This window comes from Nonomuraea sp. NPDC049419, from assembly GCF_040676995.1.
Classification (GTDB): domain Bacteria; phylum Actinomycetota; class Actinomycetes; order Streptosporangiales; family Streptosporangiaceae; genus Nonomuraea; species Nonomuraea salmonea.
On record NZ_JBFAQB010000001.1, the window covers coordinates 519,018 to 537,157 of the forward strand.

Consider the following 18,140-nt stretch of genomic DNA (forward strand, 5'->3'; position numbering starts at 1 on the left):
CACGGTAACAAGGTGCGGGTCAAGCGCCGTCAACGCGCACGTCTATGACTTGCCCTGATAGGTCGGAGATGAGAATGTCCAGCGAGGTCTGAGCGACCAGGAGCGGAGAGGCACCGGTATTGACGCAGTTGACCCGGATGCCGTCAGAGGCCCATTCGAGGGCCAGCGCCCGGGTCAGTGCGGCCACCGCCGCCGCGCCGGAGGCGTGCAGCGCGCCCGAGCCGGGCGGCACCTGGAACAGCAGGCTGCGCCGCAGGTGGGGCCGGGCGGCGCGGGCCACGTTGAGCGCGCCCAGGTGAAGGGCGGCGACCGCGTCGGCGACGGTCTCGCCGCCCACCCGCGCCAGCTCGCCCCGATGGCCGGGGCCCGCCGCGACCACCACGTGATCGGCGGGGCCCACGTCGCCGAACGCCTTGGCCACGGAGTCGTAGTCCTCGACCCGCACCCCATCGGCCCTGCTCAGCACGTGGACGTCGGCCCCCTTCGACGGCCCGGGCAGCGCCTCGCCCACCACGACCACGACCTGCCCCGCCAGGGCGTCGTCGCCGCCGCGCGGCACCGGCGCGGGCAGCTCGAAGAGCAGCTCGGCGATGTGCAGGTCGTCGGGATGGGTGATTTTGATGTTGCGCTCGCTGCCCGGCACCAGGTGGATCGGCACCTCGGGAAGGTAGCGCAGCACCACCCCGCAGTCGTCGGTGCCGCCGGCGAAGCCGGGATCGGCCATCGCCAGCTCGTAGGCCCGCCTGATGACCGACAGGCGGAAGCACTGCGGGGTCTGGCTGCGCCGCAGCCGCGACCGGTCGAGCACCTCTCCGATCACCTCGCCGCCGTCCTCCGGCACGGCCGTGAAGATCGTGTCGGAGGACGGGATCGCCACGTTGACGGCCTCGTGGGTCTCCAGCGCGCGGACACACTCCGTGATGATCCGGGGCTCCAGAAGCGGGCGTACGGCGTCGTGCAGCAACACGTTGCACTCCTGCTCGCCGATCGCCTGCAGGGCCCGCCACGTGCTCTCCGTACGGCTCGACCCGCCGTCCACGACCTTGCTCACCTTGCGGTAGCCGCCGGCCGCCACGATCTCCCGCACCCGGTCGGCGTACCCGGGCGTCATCAGCACCACGACCTCGTCGATCTCCGGCGCGCGCTCGAACGCGGCCAGCGAGTGCTCGATGATCGTCCGCCCCGCCACCTCGATGAGCTGCTTGGGCGTGGCCGCCCCGACCCGCTGTCCGACACCGCCCGCGAGGAGCACTCCGACCGATCGCAGCCGTGAATTCATACGGGCAGCGTAACGGTGCCGGTCCGTGATATCGCGTTGACCTGTCGCTACGCTGTGTCTACGCACCCCCCAGTCCACGCACTCCACCCCGACCGGGAGGAGACCTGCGCTTTGCCCGACTCATTGACCCGCGAAAGCACGGCCACATCGGTCGTGCTGCTCGCCACGACGCCCGCCGGCAGGCTTCTCAGCGGCGACGGCACCCTGCTCGACCGGCTCAACGACCAGCTCGCCACCCTGCCCGTCCGCGAGGTGCAGGTGATGAGCGCGGGCGGCGGCCTCGCCGCCGACCTGCGCGGCATCGCCAAGATCGTTCGCACCACCACGGGCGCGGTGGCCGTGCTGCCCGCCGACCTGGTGGCCCACACCGAGGCGCTCGCGCTGCTCCTCGAACATCCCGCGCGCTGCACCGCCGCGCTCATTGCCCACGACGCGACCGCCGCCCCGATGCGCCCGCCCGTCCGCGTCGAGGGCGGCAAGGTCGTGGCCGCGGGCAGCTCGTTCCACCTCGTGCCCGAGTCCAACGCGACCTTCCGCGGCGTGCTGCAGGCCGGCGAGGCCGACCTCGGCACGCTCGCCGACGTCGCTGAGGAGCTGGCGGAGCTGGCCGAGGAGGGCAGGCTCGGCCCCGTCACCCCGGTGGAGGCGGTCGACCTGCTGCTCGTCGGGCTCGTCAGGTCGGGGGTGAGCGTGCGGGCGGCGGCGATCGGCTCGCTGCACGCCGACCGGGTCACCGGCCAGAACGCCGCCGACGCCGCCGTACGCCGGCTGGCGGAGGTCGACGAGGCCAAGGTCAGGCTCGACACCTCGGTCAAGGCCGACGACGGCTTCTTCGCCACCTTCTTCGTCTCCACCTGGACCCGCCACCTCATCAAGCCCGCCGTACGGCTCAAGCTCACGCCCAACACCGTCACCGGCATCTCGGCCGGCCTCGCGGTGCTGGCCGCCGTGTGGTTCTCGGGCGGCACCCGCGGCGCGCTCGTGCTGGGCGCGGCGCTGCTCTACCTGTCGTTCGCGCTCGACTGCCTCGACGGCCAGCTCGCCCGCTACACCCGCAGCTTCTCGCCGCTCGGCGCGTGGGCCGACGGCATGTCCGACCGGCTCAAGGAGTACGCCGTCTACGTCGGCCTGGCGGCCGGCTCCGCCGACCCCGGCATCTGGTATCTCGCCGTCGCCGCCATGGTCCTCCAGGTGGTCAGGCACGGCATCGACGCCTCCTACGCGGGGGCGGTCGAGGACGGCGCCCGCGTCGGCGCCTCCTGGGGCCGGCCCACCCGCAGCCTGCTGGAGACCCAGGACGTGCGCCGCGCGCCAGGCGGGGTGCTCAAGCTCGCCCACCGGCTCGAACGCGACACGATCGCCCGCTGGCTGAAGAAGATGATCGTGCTGCCCATCGGCGAGCGCATGGCGCTGATCGCCGCCACCGCCGCGTTCTGGAACGCCCGCGTGACGTTCCTGGCGCTGCTCAGCTGGGGCGGCGTGGCCGCCCTCTACCAGCTCGCCGGACGGATCGCGAGGTCGGCCAGGTGATATCGGTGCAGATGACCCCCGTACCCCACAGCACCGTCGTCGCCTACCGCGACGACGGGCCGCTCTCGCGCGCCATGGGCCTGCTCGTGGCCGGGCAGCTGCCGCCGCTGCCGCCGGTGCTCGCCGGCACGTTCGTGACGGGCGTGCTGCTGGTCATCGGCGTGGCGGGGGCCGACGGGCTGGCCGTGTTCGCGCCCGCCGTGACGCTGCTGCTGGCGGGCCCGGGCAGCACGCACCCGCACGACGGCAGGTTCGACTGGCTCGTGCCGCCGATCCTGCGGCTCATCGAGTACACCTTCATCGCCGCCTGCGGCTTCGCCAACGGCGTGCACCCCGTGCTGATCTTCGCGCTGCTCGGCGCGCTCGCCTTCCATCATTACGATCTGGTCTACAGGCTGCGCCAGCGCGTCTATCCGCCGCCGTGGCTGGCCACCCTCGGGCTCGGCTGGGACGGCAGGATGATGGCGATCTCGCTGATCGCCCTGTCAGGGTGGCTGAGCACCGGTTACGTCCTGCTCGCGGTCTATCTCTGGGGCCTGTTCGGCTGGGAGAGCCTCACGTGCTGGCTCGCCGCACCCCGATCCGGGGTCGAGGCCGCCGAGGCGGGAACGCAAGACTGACGCCGGATTACCCGCACGGGGCCCAAAGACGAATACTCTTTGGGCCACGGAAGTCATGCCGACTGAGGAGTGCACGTTGCTGGGAATGGTTCTGGCCGCTGGGGCCGGACGACGCCTGCGGCCGTACACCGACACGCTGCCCAAGGCGCTCGTGCCGGTCGACGGCGAAACCACGATCATGGACATCTCGCTGCGCAATCTCGCCGAGGTGGGCCTGCGCGAGGTCGTGGTCGTCGTCGGTTACGCGGCGCAGGCCGTGCAGGAGCGTAAGGACGAGCTGGAGGAGCGCCACGGCGTCCGGCTCACCCTCGTGCACAACGACAAGGCCGAGGAGTGGAACAACGCCTACTCCCTGTGGTGCGCGCGCGACTACTTCGCCCAGGGCGTGCTGCTGGTCAACGGCGACACCGTGCACCCCGTCTCGGTGGAGAAGACCCTGCTGTCGGCTCCCGAGACGAGCGACGTGCTGCTGGCCGTCGACAACGTAAAGAAGCTGGCCGACGAGGAGATGAAGGTCACGCTGACGCCCGAGGGCGCGCTGCGGCGCATCACCAAGCTGATGGACCCGGCCGACGCCTACGGCGAGTACATCGGCGCCACCCTCATCCGCCCGGGCGCGGCCGACCGGCTGGCCGACGCACTGAAGACCACGTACGAGCGCGACCCCCAGCTCTACTACGAGGACGGCTACCAGGAGATGGTCGATCGCGGCGAGCTGATCCACGCCGCGCCCATCGGCGAGGTCGACTGGGTCGAGGTGGACAACCACGACGACCTGGCCAAGGCCCGCACCATAGCCGTCCACTACTGAGGGGGCGCGCATGCCGCTTCTCGCGAGGATGTTGCCGGCGCCCTTGACGATGGACGTCAGGCGGGGCGCGGTGGCCGAGCTCGGCGCCCTGCTGGCCGACAGCCGCGTGGCCACCTCCGGCCGGGTGGCCGTGGCGGTCGGCCCCGGCCAGGGCGACCACATCGAGAGTCTCATCGCGCCCACGCTGGGCGAGGCCGAGGTGTTCAGGGTGGCCGACGGCACGGTCGACGCGGCCGTCTCGCTGGGCGCCGACCTGCGCAAGGGCGCCTACGAGGTGGTGGTGGGCGTCGGCGGCGGCAAGACCATCGACGCGACCAAATACGCCGCGTCGCTGGCCGGCATCCCCATGGTGGCCGTGGCCACCAACCTGTCCCACGACGGCATCTGCTCGCCCACGGCCTCGCTGGTCTACGAGGGTGGCAAGGGCACGTTCGGGGTGCCGATGCCGCTCGCCATCCTCGTCGACCTCGACTTCGTGCACAGTGCGCCGAAGTCGCTGGTGCGGGCGGGCGTCGGCGACGTCATCAGCAACCTGTCGGCGATCGAGGACTGGCAGCTCGGCAACGTCGAGCGCGGCGAGCCCATCGACGGGCTGGCCTGCTCGATGTCGCGCACCGCCGCGGAGGCGCTCATCGGGCGCAAGGACTCCATCGAGTCCGACGCGTTCCTGACCGTGCTCGCCGAGTCGCTGATCCTGTCGGGCATCTCCATGGTGGTAGCGGGCTCATCCCGGCCCGCGAGCGGTGGAGACCATGAGATCCTTCATGCCGTGGATCAGCTCTTCCCCGGCACCTCCAACCACGGCGAGCTCGCCGGCATCGGTGCCGCCTTCTGCTTCTTCCTGCGCGAGGACGCCGCCCGCGTCGAGCAGGTCGTCGGCTGCCTGCGCCGCCACGAGCTGCCCGTCGTGCCCGGCGACATCGGGCTGAGCGCCGAGCAGTTCGCCGAGGTCGTCGCGCTGGCCCCGGCCACCCGCCCCGGCCGTTACACGATCCTGGAGCACCTGCGGATGCAGGACTCGGAGATTCGCGATCGGGTGGGGGACTATGTCCGGGCCTTCGGTAGCTGAGCTGAGGCAGGTGGCCCAGCCCGCGGGCCACCTGGAGCGCCGCAACGGCGAGCACTGGGCGGGCGTGCTCTACATGCGCCGGCTGTCCATCTACGTCACCTGGGCGATGACCAAGACCTCCGTCACGCCCAACCAGCTCACCTGGGTGATGACGGTGGCCGGCGTGGCGGCCGGGTTCGTGCTGGCCCTGCCGGGGCTGTGGGCGGCCGTGCTCGCCGCCCTGCTCATCCAGGTCTACCTGCTGCTCGACTGCTCCGACGGCGAGCTGGCCCGCTGGACGGGCAAGACCTCGCTCGCCGGGGTCTACCTCGACCGGGTGGGCGCCTACTTCGCCGAGGCGGCCGTGCTGGCCGGGCTCGGCTGGCGGGCCTCCGAGGTGCTGCCCGACTGGTACACCGTGCTCGGCTTCGCGGGGGCGCTCGGCGCCATCCTCATCAAGGCCGAGAGCGACCTGGTGGAGGTGGCCAGGGCCAAGGGCGGCCTGGGCGCGGCCACCGAGGCGGCGGCCGTGCAGTTCCGCTCGGGGCTGCTCGGGCTGGGCCGGCGGATCCTGGCGGCGACGCGGTTCCACCGCATCATGCAGCCCATCGAGCTGTCGCTGCTGGCCGTGGTGACCGCGATCATCGACGCGGTCATCGGCGTGCCGACGGCCACGAGGGTGCTCGTGGTGGCCTGCGCCATCGCCGCCGCCGTGCAAGTGGTGCTGCATCTGATCAGCATCATGGCATCGAGACGACTTGCTTGATCTCCACCGGAACCGCCGAGGCGTCTTGTCCGTCGTATTGATCGGACGTCCGCGGTTCGGTGGGGGTTCACTGTCGGTTCCGATACGCTTAGCTTCACCATCCAGGACCATGCAGACCAGCAGACTCGGTGATCATGAAAGAATGCTCCGCTCGTGTTCTCAGCGCGTCAGGACGATGATTCGTTGAAGATCTCGTGCGTCATCCTCACCATGGGCAACCGGGTTGCGGAGCTGAACCGGGCGGTCGAGTCCGCGCTCAACCAGGTCGACGGCGACGTCGAGGTGGTGATCGTAGGCAACGGAGCCGACGTGCCCCAGTTGTCGGCGACGCCACCCGAGGGTTCGGCCGCGGTCGTGAAATCGATCCGGCTCGACCACAACACCGGCATCCCGGCCGGCCGTAACCGGGGCGTCGAAGAGTGCTCAGGCGACGTCGTGCTGTTCCTCGACGACGACGGCTGGTACGCCGATCAGAAGGTCGTCTCCCACGTGCGCGACCGCTTCGCCACCGAGCCCGACCTCGCGGTCATCTCCTTCCGGGTGATGGACCCCGACGGCGGCATCGGCCAGCGCCGCCACGTGCCGCGCCTGCGGGCAGGCGACCCGCAGCGCTCGTCGCCCGTCACCACGTTCCTCGGCGGCGCGTCGGCGATCAGGCGCTCGGCCTTCCTCCAGGTCGGCGGGCTGCCCGAGCGGTTCTTCTACGCCCACGAGGAGACCGACCTGGCCTGGCGGCTGCTCGGCGAGGGCTACCGCATCGAATACGACGCCGAGACGGTGATGTACCACCCGCAGGTGCCGCCGACCAGGCACGCGGAGTTCTACCGCCTCAACGCCCGCAACCGGGTCTGGCTGGCCCGCCGCAACCTGCCGTGGCCGCTGGCCTTCCTCTACCTCACCAACTGGGTGGTGCTCACGCTGGTGCGCGAGCGCGGCTCCTCGGCCGCGCTCAAGGCGTGGTTCTCCGGCTTCTTCGAGGGCCTGCGCACCCCGGCCGGCGAGCGGCGGCCGATGGCGTGGCGCACCGCGTGGCGCATGGTCAAGCTGGGCCGCCCGCCCATCGTCTGACGTTCAGAGCCGACGTTCGGGCCTGACGATCAGAGCCTGACGTTCACAGCCGCCTGGCCTCGCCGAAGCACATCGCGGCGTGCGCGACCGTGCTGCTGAACATCGCCCGCTTGGGCAGCCCCAGCTCGCTCAGCTCCTTGGCGATGGGGTGGTTGCCCAGGCGGATCAGCGCGCCGCTGGGACGCACCTGGGCGCCGCGGGCCCGAACGGTCCACGGCACGACCCTGGTGACGCCGTCGCGGTGCGTGTAGGCGTCGAGCGGCGCCATCACGCTCGCCCCCGGCACCGGCGCGCCAGGTTTGACCAGCAGGTCGAGCACCAGCCGCCCGTCCTTGCGCAGGATGCACCGCTTGTACGGCGACCGCAGCCGCAGCTCGATGTCGGCCAGCTCCTTCGGGAACCCCCACAACGACCGCCCGGCCTCCAGCGTGAACGTCTGGTCGACCGGCAGCCAGTGCACGAACACCCCCGCGTGCCGCAGCTCGCCAGGGCCCACGCTCGCGGGGACGCCCGGCCTGCGCACCATGAAGGCCATGCCGAACTCGTGGTAGGCGTCGAGGTCACCGTCGCGGTAGTCGACGAACACCAGCACGCACACGGCCTTGCCGGGCAGCACCTCGGCCACGTCGAGCCCGGAGTAGGCGATCACCGCCCGCGCGGCGTCGGCACGCACCGGGTAGAAGGCACTGCACACCTCGGCGTCCCTCACCCGCACGGGCATGTCCAGCGTCCGGCCCTGGATCAGATGCGATGCCATGACACCAGTACATCAACCGCCACGTCCTGTGGCCATTCCCGCGCCGGGTGGCGTCCGGCTGTGTCGGGGCAACGGAATCCAGCCCGCGGCGCCATCGTGTCCCGCCCTGGTCGGGCGCGCGGCCCAGGTCTCGGCCCGCTGGACGAACGCGGCCGCGTGGTCGGGCCAGTGGTGGTGCAGGCGGGCCTCCACGTGCCCGAGCGCGCCCAGCTTCAGCCGCAGCGCCGGGTCCTCCTTGAGGTCCAGGACGGCGTTCAGCACGGCGTCCACGTCCAGCGGCACCACCAGCCCGCAGCCGGCCGCCTCGACCGTCGCCGCGCCCTGCGGGGTGGTGATCACCGGCAGGCCGCGGCCCATGTAGTCGAGGATCTTGGTGGGCGGCGTGGCCACCCTGGCGTCGGCCAGCGACAGGCCCGCCAGCGCTCCCTCTGCCATGCGCAGGGCGTGGCGGAGCGGGACGTGGCCGTACCAGTCGAGCAGGCCCACCCGTTGCGCGTCGCGCAGCAGCGGGCGGACGCCGGGGGCGGCGGCACCGATCAGGTCGAGCCTGATGCCGTGCGGCACCAGCCGTTCGGCCAGGCCGATCAGCTCCATCACGCCGCGCTCCACCGACAGGCGGCCGAGGTGCACGACCCTCGTGTCGCCCGGCGCCGGCGGGGCGGGGGAGACCAGGGTCGCCTCGGGCACCTCGGCGGGGGTGATCACCTCGTGGCGCCGGTGCGCGCGGGCCAGCCGCCTGGGGGAGACCTGCTCGCGTACGTCCCAGACGACGTGAGGACGCCGGTGGGGCAGCGTGCGCAGCAGCCGGTAGTCGTGCACGATCAGCAGGTCCGCGCCCCGCAGGCCGCGTCTGAGCGCGGCCCGCGCGCGGCCCGGCGAGGCGAGGTGCGCCACGTCCACCGCGGTCAGCTCCATGGCGGGCGTCACGTTGAAATGGGTGAACGGCGCCACGTAGGTCACCTCGTGGCCCGCGTCGAGCAGCGCCCGGATCTGCCGGTGCATGATCCGGGCGTCCTCGGGATGATGGACGGTCGTGGCGACACATGCGCGCATGTGTCGATGCTCCGCGCCCACCCGGTCAACGGCGTTAATGCGGGGGGAACGATCGCTTAACTTCGTGAGGGGCGGCGATAGAGCCAGGTCAGGCGGGGTTCGAGCACCCACTTGAAGAGCGTGCGGGTCTCGGCCAGGCACAGGATGATGGCCAGCGCGAAACAGCTCGACGCGATCGCGAGCACGCCCAGCGGGCCGTAGAGCCACGGCACCGACAGCCAGCCCATCTCCTTGGCGATCAGCACCGGGATGCCGTGCAGCAGGTAGCAGTAGAGCGTGCGGGTGCCGAGGTCGGTGTACCAGGTCTCCTTCCTGGGCACCAGCGCCAGCACCGCGAAGCACATCGCGAGCGCGCAGATCAGCAGGCCCGTACGCACGCCCAGGCCCATCCACCAGGACAGGTGGAGGTCCTGGTAGCTGTTCTTGTAGTAGAACGGGCCGAGCGGCGACTTGGGCGCGATGTAGACGGCCACCGCCGCCGCGCCCAGCACGGTGAACACCGCGAGGATCTTGATCCAGCGGCGGTTGAGCATCTCGAAGTGCTCGGGCTGCATCACGAGGCCGATCACGAAGAACGGCAGCAGGCCGAAGAAGCGGTCCATGCTGAAGTCGCCCGAGATCTGGGAGAACCCGGCGAACAGGTAGATCGCTATCGCCACCGGCACGGGGTATCTCATCCGCTTCCACACCGGTGTGGACAGCCGCCAGAACAGCAGCGCCAGCAGATACCAGTTGAGCCACGCCGGGTCGATGATCGTCAGGCTCCACTTCTGGCCCAGCGCGAAGCGGAGCGCGGCGTAGCCGACCTCGACGATGACGTAGGGGATGAGGAACGTGTCGACCAGTTTGTTGGTCTTGGCGTTGGAGTTCCAGAAGTTTCTGGACAGGTAGCCGCTGATCAGCACGAACAGCGGCATGTGGAACGTGTAGATGAAGATGTACGCCGCCCGCGCCGAGTCGGCGGCCAGCGTCGGCACCAGCGAGTGGCCGATCGGCACCAGCGCGATCAGGACGAACTTGACGTTGTCGAGGAACGGGTCGCGCTTGCGCTTCGGCTTGTCGGGCTGCTGCTGCGGCTCCGGCCGCTCCTGGCCGCCCGCGCCCGGCGTCGTCGCCGGCCGCTGCCCGGCGCCCGCTGCCACCGGAACGGCGGGCTGCTCGGCACGCCGCCCGGCGGTTCGCCCCGCAGGCTGTCCGGCCGGCTGCCCCCCGGGCTGTCCGGAGGGCACGGCCTGTCCCGGCCCAGGACCCCCAGCCACCAGGACCCCGTCAGGCCCCGCGACCGGCTCCTTGGCCCGCCGCCCGCGCGGCCCTCGCGGCGCCACGGGTTCGTCGCCCGCCACGACCCGAGCCCGCCTGCCCCCAGGGGCGGCGGCGTCGCGGCCTTGCGCACGCGGCTCGCCGATCTCGGGGGCGGCGGCGCGGGCCTGTCCGGCCTCGGAGCCACGGCCACGGGCCTGCCCGGCCTCTGAAACACGACCGCGAGCCTGCCCGGCCTCGGAGCCACGACCACGGGGCTGTCCGGCCTCAGGAGCACGACCACGGGGCTGTCCCGCCTCGGGGGCCCGGCCGCGGTGCTGTTCGCCCTCGGGGTGGCCGCGGTGCTGTCCTGCCTCCGCGCCACGGCCGTTGGCGAGCGGTGAGCCCGGGTCGGCGCGCCGGTCGTCGGCGAGCGGCCGGGCCGGCTCGGAGCCGTGGCCGTTGGAGTAGGGGTGGCCGGCGTCGGCGCCCCTGCGGCCGCGCGAGCGTCCGGCCTCGGGGCTCGTGCCGCGAGACCGGGGGGCGGGAGCGTCCGGGGTGATGGCCGGCTGGGGCTGCGTCAGCTCGCCTGGCGTCACCCCGTGCGGGTCGGTGGACTCGCTCCAGAAGGTCTCTTCCGGCAGCGGCCAACGGGATCCCGTGTTGGCAGGTCCCTCCTCTTCGGGACGCCGCGGGGTCGTGGCCGGTCGGGAGGAACTGGTGTCAGACACAGAAGGAAGTCGCTCAGCTTCGCTCGGGGCCGGGGAACACGACGGCAGCGCGGTGATGGACTGTTGCGGGCCCGTTCAGCGCTGCGTCGCCGACCGCCACAGACTATCCCGCCTTCAGACTCCTGTCTCTCGTAGCGAGCCAGAACGGCTCGTTACACAGGGAACTTGGAGCCTCAGGTGCACACGTTCTTCTGCTCGGACGCGGTGATGGTGCTGTTGTTGACGCTGTCGGGCAGCTTGGTCACCTTGACCGAGTCGAAGTCCTCGCCGACCACGAGCTGGATCACCGGCGTGCCCTTCGCAGGCGCCCCCGCACCGGTCGTGGTGGCCACGGCCCCGGTGTACGGCTGCGCCCCGACCGCCTTCACCTTCCCCGCCGCGGCCTGCGGTTTCGGCAGGACAGACCCCGACAGCGTGCCGGCGTAGTCGGGGGCGGTCTCCGCGGTCTTGGCGTAGTGGATCTCGCTCTTGGCCAGGCTCACACCGCCCGGGGCCTCGTAGTTGCCCAGGCCCACGACCGTGAAGCCCTGCTTGGCCAGCTCGTCGGCCACCTCGCGGGCCTTGCCGACGGTCTTGGTGCCGTTGAGCACCTGGACGCGCACCTGCTCAGGCTTGATCTTGGCCTTCGGCTTGGCCGGCGTGTCGGCGCCCGCCTCGGCGGTCTTGGTCACCTCGGTGTCGGTCTTGATCGAGGTGAACAGCTCGTTGGCGTCGGGCTGCTTCCAGACCACCCGGTTGGTGTCCTCGGGGTCGGGGACCCAGGGCACGGTGGTGAACTTGACGCCGTTGGCGGTCATCTCCTTCGCGCTCAGCGCGATCTGGATGAGCTGCTCGGTGTCGTTGGCCAGCTCGGGGTCCATGGTGACCGAGCCGGCCGCCGCGGCGATGAAGTCGCGCAGCCGGCCAACGTCGGTCAGCAGCTCGCTGCTGGTGGCCTTGGCGACGACCTTGCTGAGGAAGATCTGCTGGCGCTTGATGCGCTGGATGTCGCTGCCGTCGCCGTATTTGCGCAGGCGTACGTAGCCGAGCGCCTTCTCGCCGTTGAGCAGGCTCTTGCCGGGCGGCAGCACCAGTTTGGACGCCTTGTCGTTGACGCCCGACTTGAGGCAGATCTCGATGCCGCCGAGCGCGTCGACGATGTTCTTGAACCCGCTGAAGTCCACCTCGACGAAGTGGTTGACGCGGATGCCGGTGAGGGTCTCGATGGTGGAGATCGTGCAGGCGATGCCGCCCGAGTTGTACGCCGAGTTGATCATGTCGCGGCGCGGCGGCATCTCCTGCTTGGTGGCCTCGTTCTTGCACCTGGGGATCTGCACCATGGAGTCGCGCGGGAAGCTGATCAGCCGCGCCTTGTCGCGGTCGGGCGACAGGTGCAGCAGGATGATCGTGTCGGTGCGCTTGCCGCCCGCGTCGGCCTCGCGGGCCAGCTGCTGGCCGTATCTCGCGTTGCCGGCGCCCGCGCGCGTGTCGGAGCCGACGAGCAGCACGTTGAGCGCGCCCGTGTCGGGCGGGCGCGGGTTGATGATGTCTTCCTTGACGCTCTTCTCGTTGATGTTGCCGAAGGCGTCGCGATAGGCGGTGTACGCCGTCAGCGCACCCGCCACCATGACCGTGGTGACGCCGATGCTCACGTACGCCAGCACGCGCATCTTGGTCTGGCCGCCGCCGGAGCCGCCCGAGCGGTGGCTGCGCGGGGGACGGTCGTCGGGCGGCGGAGGCGGCGGGGCTGCGGCGGCCGCTCTGCGGGCCATCCTGCTGCCCGGCTGGGTGGCGGCCGATCGGCGGTCGTGCACGGAATCGACTACCGGCACGCTCCTGTAGTCAGTCATACGCCCCCCGACCTCACTCCTTGCGCCGCCGGCATGGTCGCTCCGCGCCACGAGACTAGGTCACGTACGGCGTGCCACGGGTCATGAACGTGGGGAACGGCCGTGACCCGGGTGTGATGTTTCCGCCGCACAGCATACTCAGAGCCGGACATTGGGTGGAATATCATCGCCAAACTCTTTCTCCCCGACCAGGGCGTCCTCGCTCGTCACGTCCCCGGCCGCGTCGTTCTCGTTCGCGTCCTTGTTCGCGTCCTTGTTCGCGTCGTCTCCGCTCCGCGGGCCCGATGGCGAGGGCCGCCGCCAGACAGGCCACCGGCACGGCCGGCAGGACGTACCGGTAGTCGAACTCGGCGGCCGCGGCCGGCGTGATCAGCAGCACGACGGCCACCGACCAGGGCGCCAGCCAGGGCGGAGGCGTCGTCAGGCGGTTGCCCGGGCGGTCGCCCGCGCGTCTGCGGGCGATCGCCGCCACCGGTGGCACGAGCAGGACTGCCAGCAGCAGCGTGCCGGGCAGGCGCGCCACGCTCTGGTAGGCCCGCAGCCAGCCGGCATATGGCTCGACGATCTCCGTGCCGATCGCACCCTGCTCGTAGAGCTTGGCATACTCGGCGCCGACCTGCGCGGGATAGCGGCCAGGTGGCCCGGGGCGCTCGTCCGGGAACTGGTAGTAGCCGTAGATCTCGGCGTCCGGATAGACCGGGCGGTCCCAGCGGAACGTGCGGGCCAGCTCCGACAGCACCGACCCGGCGTAGTCGAGCGGCTGCTTGGTGATCGCCAGCATCGCGAACCTGCCCGCCAGGTCGTCGGTCTCCTTCGTGAACGTGATGCCGGGCCGCCGCACCAGCGGGGAGTCCTGGGCCCAGATGTACTCCTGCGAGGGCGGCCGCTGGTCGGGCGGGCGCGCGTCGCACAGCTCCCGCAGGTCGGACGGCGGGTCCATCTCGGCGCAGTCGGCGAAGGACATCGTGCGGGCGTACAGGAAGACGCCGTTCGCGCCGATCAGGCCCACCCGCTGGTACGTGGCGTAGAACCAGGCCCCGTACGCGAGGAGCGGCACCAGCGCGACCGCCACCAGCACACCCGCCAGTCTGATCCGCCCGCGCAGCACGAACCAGGCCGCCAGCAGGACGATCAGCGGCTGCCCGACGGTCCTGGTCAGCGTGGCCGCCGCCAGCAGCAGGCCGATGCCCGCCACCGTCGCAGGGCGGGCCGTCGTGGCCAGCACGACCGCCGTCGCCACGAGGAACATGAAGAGCGTGTCCGAGACGAGCAGGTGCTCCAGCTCGATCTGGTACGCGTCCAGCAGCACCGGCACCGCCGCCAGCGTCGCCGCCCACCTGGGTGCTCTGCGCGCCGCCCGGTAGATCAGCACCCCGGTCGCCAGGCCCAGCAGGTGCTGCGCCACCGTCACCGCGCCGAACGCGTGCAGCGGCTCCAGCAGCTTGAGGAACATCGAGTAGCCGGCCGGGCGCACCAGGTCGGGGCGGGGCCTGAAGACGGTGACGATGTAGGTGTAGGAGTCGGGGAACCACAGCGCGGGGCGGTACCCCAGCATGGCGAGCAGCCGCAACACGGCCCCGAGCCCCAGCACGGCGAGAAACCACCGATGCCGCCGCACCCGCTCCCGCACCCCGGCCCCCCTCCGCCGCCGCCCGCCCCGCTTCACCGCCCCCGCGCCCTCCTCCGTCTCTGCGGCCTCCGTGCGCTTCGCCTGGTCTGTGGGCGTCGCCTGGTCGTCCGCGTGCGGCTGTGGGCTCGTGGGCTGTTCTGAAGGTGTGGGGTTCGCGGGCCTTTCGGCGTGCGGGCCCGCCATCAGAGTCTCCCGAGGGGACCGTCGCCTTGGGGCGACGGGGGAGTCGGGAGCGGGAGGGCCGTCGAGGCCCGGGCGTGCAGTGACCCGCCTGGTCTGCACATGAGAGATCTCCGTTTCGTCGCGCGTGACCTGGACAGCGCTGTTGTAACGATCGTGTGATTCGGCAGGTGCGCGCTTCCCCGGGCGCGGCGTACGACCTTGGATACCACGTGGTGTGGTGTCCGAAGTACCGCTGCCCGGTCCTTGGCGGCCGGGTGAAGGACCGGGTGGAGGAGTTGATCCGTGCCGAGGTCGGCGAGCACGGCCGGGAGGTCGTGGCCGCGCACGCCGACGTGAACGCGGCGGTCGACATTCTGAGGGCAGGGCCTGCCCTTCGCCAGGCCGCAAAAGCGGCTTGGCGAGAAGCCGTTCCCTTCAGGGAGCGGAGGAGTCACCTCCGGCACGTCGCGTACGCCACCGGCGTTTCCGCCCTTCCCGTGCCTCCGGGCCGTCCGGCGGTTCCCGTGGCCGCGAGGGGTGCGCGGGGTTGGATACGCTCGGTCTCCGATGGAACACGATCATCGTCCCGGCCGGTGGCTCGCCGCGCTGTCGGTGCTCCCCGCGCTGGCCGTGGCGGGCTGGTTGCTGGCCGGGCTGCCGCTGTTGCTGCTCGGCCGGTTCACACCGGTGCTCGTCACCGTGCTCGGGGCCCCCATGGCGGTGCTGCTGTGCTGGGCGGGGACCCGCGGCCTGTGGGCCGGAGCGCTGCGGGCGGCTTGGTGGCAGCTCGGCGGGGTCGTCGGGGTGGCGGTGGCGTCCGGGGTCTTCAACCTGCTCCTGCACAGCGAGCAGCTCGCCGTCAGGCGTGACCCGGCCACCTACGCCCAGTACGCCGCCTGGATCGCCGCCCACGGCTCGCTGCCGATCCCGGCGCAGGCCGAGGCGTTCGGCGGCCCCGACACGGGGCTGGAGTTCGACAGCGTCGGGTTCTACGCGGTGGACGGCGGGGTGTTGCCGCAGTTCATGCCGGGGCCGCCGATGCTGTTCGCGATCGGGCACTGGCTGGGGGCGCCGTTCGTGGTGCCGGCCGTGCTGGGCGCGCTGGCGGTGCTGACGCTGGGCGGCGTGGTGGCGCGGCTGGCGGGGGCGCGGTGGGCGGTGGTGGCGGCGACGGCGTTCGCGGTCTGCATGCCGGTCCTCTACACCTCGCGGACCACGTTCAGCGAGATCCCGTCGATGATCCTGCTGTTCGGCGGGCTGGCCCTGGCGTACGACGCGCTGGCGCGAGCCGGTGACGGCCGGCCGAGCCGGGGCACGGCGGGGCTGGCCGGGCTGGTGTTCGGGCTGGCGGTGCTGGTCAGGATCGATGGGCTGCGCGACGTGCTGCCGGTGCTGGCGTTCGCCGGGCTGCTGATCGCGCTGCGTCGGCTGGGCAGGCCGGTGGGGCGGCTCGGTCCGCCGCTGCTCGCGGGACTGCTCGTCGGGGCCGGCGTCGGGCTGGCGGCGGCGTATCTGCTGGCCAGGCCGTATCTCGACTATCTGAGCGGCTCCGTGCGGCCGCTGCTGCTCATCTGCGCCGCCGTCCTCGTGCTCACCCTCGCAGGCACGGCCGCCGCTCCCGCCCTGGCTCGGATCAGCCCGCCGAGCCGGCTGCCGAGGACCGGCGCGGTGCTGACCGTGCTGCTGATGGTCGCCCTGTACGCCCGCCCGTGGTATCAGACCGTGACCAGGGACCCGGCGAACCCGGAGGACTGGCGCACGTACGAGATGATCCGGCAGATCCAGCGCGCCAACGGCCTGCCGGAGGACGGCACCCGCCTCTACTTCGAGAACTCCCTGCACTGGCTCACCTGGTACGTCGGCCCCGCCACGCTCGCATTGGCCACGATCGCCGCCGCCCTCCTGGTGCGCAGGCTGCTGCGCGACGGCTCGTCGTTCGCCTGGCTGCTGCCGCTCGCGGTGGTGGGCTGGACGACGGTCACGACGCTGCTGCGCCCTGAGATCACCCCCGACCATCCGTGGGCCGCCCGCCGCCTGGTGCCGGTGGTGATCCCCGGGGTGATCCTGCTGGCCGCGTACGGGCTGGCCCGGCTGCGCCGGCTCATGGACCGGCACGGCCCGCTGGTGCTGAAGTGGGGCACGGTGATGGCGGTGCTGCTGGTGCTTGCGCCGCCGGTGGTGACCTCGATCGGCACCGCGTTCACGCCCGTAGAGCGGGGCGAGGCGGCGGCGGTCGAGGAGATGTGCGCGCGGCTGCCCGACCGGGCGTCGGTGCTGTTCGTGGAGCGGGTGACCGGCGACCGGTTCGTCCAGGTCGTACGGGGAATGTGCGGAAAACCGGCTGCCAAGGTCAAGCGTGCGGGCACCGACGTCGCGCCGGAACGCGAGGTGCGCCGCCAGATCGAGCGGGTGCGCGCGGCCGGCCGGGTGCCGGTGCTGCTGGGCGCCGAGGAGCGGCAGGTCGCGCCGTACGGGCGGCCCACGCAGGTGATGCGGCTGGTCACCCGGCAGGACGAGCGCTCGCTCATCGAGGCCCCCAATGCGACGTGGTCACTGCGGATCAACGTGTGGATGGCCGTCGCTTGACCGGGATGGGTCACACTGGAAGGAACAGCCCTGGAATCGGGGGCACCCGGTGGAGTGATGTGCACTCGCCTTCCGGCGGGGCAGAGTAACCTCGACCCCCGTGAGCACGCCTGAGACCCCCAAGAGTGGAACCGCCGTGGAAGAAGCGCCGTACGTCACGATCGTCCTGCCCTGTTACAACGAGCAGGACCACGTCATCGACGAGGTGGAGCGCATCACCAAGGCGATGGACTCGAGCGGCTACACCTACGAGCTCGTCGCCATCGACGACTGCTCCACCGACGACACGCTGGCCAGGCTCAAGGAGGCCGCGCCCGACTATCCCCACCTGCGCATCCGCGCCTTTCACCGCAACGGCGGCTCCGGCACCGTGCGGCGCATCGGCACGCAGGAGGCCAGGGGCGAGATCGTGGTGTGGACCGACGCCGACATGTCCTACGCCAACGAGCGCATCCCCGAGCTGGTGCAGATCCTGGAGAAGGATCCCTCGGTCGACCAGGTGGTCGGCGCCCGCACCAGCGAGGAGGGCTCACACAAACTGCTGCGCGTGCCGGCCAAGTGGGTGATCCGCAAGGTGGCCGAGATGCTGGCCGGCCAGAAGATCCCCGACCTCAACTCAGGGCTGCGGGCCTTCCGCAAGTCGGTGGCGCGGCCCTACCTGCGGCTGCTGCCTCCCGGGTTCTCGTGCGTCACGACGATCACGCTGTCGTTCCTGATGAACCAGCACGACATCTACTACCTGCCGACCGACTACGCGAAGCGGGCCGGCAAGTCGAAGTTCAGCTTCGTCTCCGACGCCTACCGCTACATCCTGCAGGTGCTGCGGATGATCATGTACTTCAACCCGCTCAAGGTGCTCATGCCGCCGGCGCTGTGGCTGGTGGGCATCGGGTTCGTCAAGGGCGTCTGGGACATGATCGAGCACCCGTTCTACTTCCCCGCCAACACCGTCATGATCTTCCTGTCGGGCATGCTCATCGGGTCGGTCGCGCTGCTCGCCGACCTGATCGTGCGCTCGCGGGGAGAGTGAC

The 18,140-nt window shown here is 71.4% G+C and carries 14 protein-coding genes and 1 pseudogene; 9 read left to right on the forward strand and 6 right to left on the reverse strand.

From position 1 onward, the window contains the following. Positions 1-19 precede the first annotated feature (19 nt). The gene (locus AB0K12_RS02580; RefSeq protein ID WP_364555100.1) at positions 20-1,279 is read right to left on the reverse strand and encodes a bifunctional cytidylyltransferase/SDR family oxidoreductase; all 1,260 of its coding nucleotides are present in this window, start codon (positions 1,277-1,279) and stop codon (positions 20-22) included. A 111-nt stretch (positions 1,280-1,390) separates the two neighbouring features. On the opposite strand from AB0K12_RS02580, the gene AB0K12_RS02585 reads away from it, so the two are divergent. From AB0K12_RS02585 to AB0K12_RS02610, 6 genes are all read left to right on the forward strand, one after another. After that, positions 1,391-2,809, forward strand: coding sequence for a CDP-alcohol phosphatidyltransferase family protein (locus AB0K12_RS02585; RefSeq protein ID WP_364555101.1), 1,419 nt, complete (start codon positions 1,391-1,393; stop codon positions 2,807-2,809). Between the two features lie 11 nt (positions 2,810-2,820). After that, positions 2,821-3,429, forward strand: a complete 609-nt coding sequence (locus AB0K12_RS02590) for a DUF5941 domain-containing protein (RefSeq protein WP_364555102.1) — start codon at positions 2,821-2,823, stop codon at positions 3,427-3,429. A gap of 76 nt (positions 3,430-3,505) precedes the next feature. Continuing rightward, positions 3,506-4,240, forward strand: a complete 735-nt coding sequence (locus AB0K12_RS02595) for a phosphocholine cytidylyltransferase family protein (RefSeq protein ID WP_364365206.1) — start codon at positions 3,506-3,508, stop codon at positions 4,238-4,240. A gap of 28 nt (positions 4,241-4,268) precedes the next feature. Beyond that, a complete protein-coding gene (locus AB0K12_RS02600) occupies positions 4,269-5,309 on the forward strand; it encodes an iron-containing alcohol dehydrogenase family protein (RefSeq protein ID WP_345409547.1) in 1,041 nt (346 codons plus the stop codon). Next, entirely contained in the window at positions 5,287-6,054 is a 768-nt protein-coding gene (locus AB0K12_RS02605; protein WP_364555103.1) for a CDP-alcohol phosphatidyltransferase family protein, read from the forward strand. The genes AB0K12_RS02600 and AB0K12_RS02605 overlap by 23 nt, the downstream gene beginning before the upstream one ends. A 183-nt stretch (positions 6,055-6,237) precedes the next feature. Further along, positions 6,238-7,122, forward strand: coding sequence for a glycosyltransferase (locus AB0K12_RS02610; RefSeq protein WP_355411320.1), 885 nt, complete (start codon positions 6,238-6,240; stop codon positions 7,120-7,122). 43 nt (positions 7,123-7,165) lie between these two features. On the opposite strand, the gene AB0K12_RS02615 is transcribed toward AB0K12_RS02610, so the two are convergent. The 5 genes from AB0K12_RS02615 to AB0K12_RS02635 form a co-directional block, all read right to left on the reverse strand. Beyond that, on the reverse strand, positions 7,166-7,879 hold the full coding sequence (locus AB0K12_RS02615) for an acetoacetate decarboxylase family protein (protein WP_364555104.1): 714 nt from the start codon (positions 7,877-7,879) through the stop codon (positions 7,166-7,168). Between the two features lie 12 nt (positions 7,880-7,891). Further along, positions 7,892-8,932, reverse strand: coding sequence for a glycosyltransferase (locus AB0K12_RS02620; RefSeq protein WP_364555105.1), 1,041 nt, complete (start codon positions 8,930-8,932; stop codon positions 7,892-7,894). Positions 8,933-8,988: 56 nt separating this feature from the next. Further along, a complete protein-coding gene (locus tag AB0K12_RS02625; protein ID WP_364555106.1) occupies positions 8,989-10,770 on the reverse strand; it encodes an acyltransferase family protein in 1,782 nt (593 codons plus the stop codon). 305 nt (positions 10,771-11,075) lie between these two features. Further along, positions 11,076-12,731, reverse strand: coding sequence for an LCP family protein (locus tag AB0K12_RS02630; protein WP_364555107.1), 1,656 nt, complete (start codon positions 12,729-12,731; stop codon positions 11,076-11,078). Positions 12,732-12,894: 163 nt separating this feature from the next. Next, a complete protein-coding gene (locus tag AB0K12_RS02635) occupies positions 12,895-14,361 on the reverse strand; it encodes a hypothetical protein (RefSeq protein WP_364555108.1) in 1,467 nt (488 codons plus the stop codon). A gap of 350 nt (positions 14,362-14,711) precedes the next feature. Between AB0K12_RS02635 and AB0K12_RS02640 the strand changes: the two are divergent. The 3 genes and pseudogenes from AB0K12_RS02640 to AB0K12_RS02650 all read left to right on the forward strand — a co-directional run. Then, positions 14,712-14,861, forward strand: a pseudogene (locus AB0K12_RS02640) (transposase); the annotation flags it as partial. 229 nt (positions 14,862-15,090) lie between these two features. After that, on the forward strand, positions 15,091-17,109 hold the full coding sequence (locus tag AB0K12_RS02645) for a hypothetical protein (protein WP_364555109.1): 2,019 nt from the start codon (positions 15,091-15,093) through the stop codon (positions 17,107-17,109). Positions 17,110-17,209: 100 nt separating this feature from the next. Beyond that, positions 17,210-18,139, forward strand: coding sequence for a glycosyltransferase family 2 protein (locus AB0K12_RS02650; RefSeq protein WP_355411334.1), 930 nt, complete (start codon positions 17,210-17,212; stop codon positions 18,137-18,139). Position 18,140 lies beyond the last annotated feature (1 nt).

What these genes read in the sequence shown, in the direction of transcription:
- AB0K12_RS02620 (WP_364555105.1), bottom strand. Translation starts at nt 8,932, where the DNA reads ATGCGCGCATGTGTCGCCACGACCGTCCATCATCCCGAGGACGCCCGG.
- AB0K12_RS02605 (WP_364555103.1), top strand. Translation starts at nt 5,287, where the DNA reads ATGTCCGGGCCTTCGGTAGCTGAGCTGAGGCAGGTGGCCCAGCCCGCG.
- AB0K12_RS02580 (WP_364555100.1), bottom strand. Translation starts at nt 1,279, where the DNA reads ATGAATTCACGGCTGCGATCGGTCGGAGTGCTCCTCGCGGGCGGTGTC.
- AB0K12_RS02645 (WP_364555109.1), top strand. Translation starts at nt 15,091, where the DNA reads ATGGAACACGATCATCGTCCCGGCCGGTGGCTCGCCGCGCTGTCGGTG.
- AB0K12_RS02630 (WP_364555107.1), bottom strand. Translation starts at nt 12,731, where the DNA reads ATGACTGACTACAGGAGCGTGCCGGTAGTCGATTCCGTGCACGACCGC.
- AB0K12_RS02600 (WP_345409547.1), top strand. Translation starts at nt 4,269, where the DNA reads ATGTTGCCGGCGCCCTTGACGATGGACGTCAGGCGGGGCGCGGTGGCC.
- AB0K12_RS02590 (WP_364555102.1), top strand. Translation starts at nt 2,821, where the DNA reads ATGACCCCCGTACCCCACAGCACCGTCGTCGCCTACCGCGACGACGGG.
- AB0K12_RS02615 (WP_364555104.1), bottom strand. Translation starts at nt 7,879, where the DNA reads ATGGCATCGCATCTGATCCAGGGCCGGACGCTGGACATGCCCGTGCGG.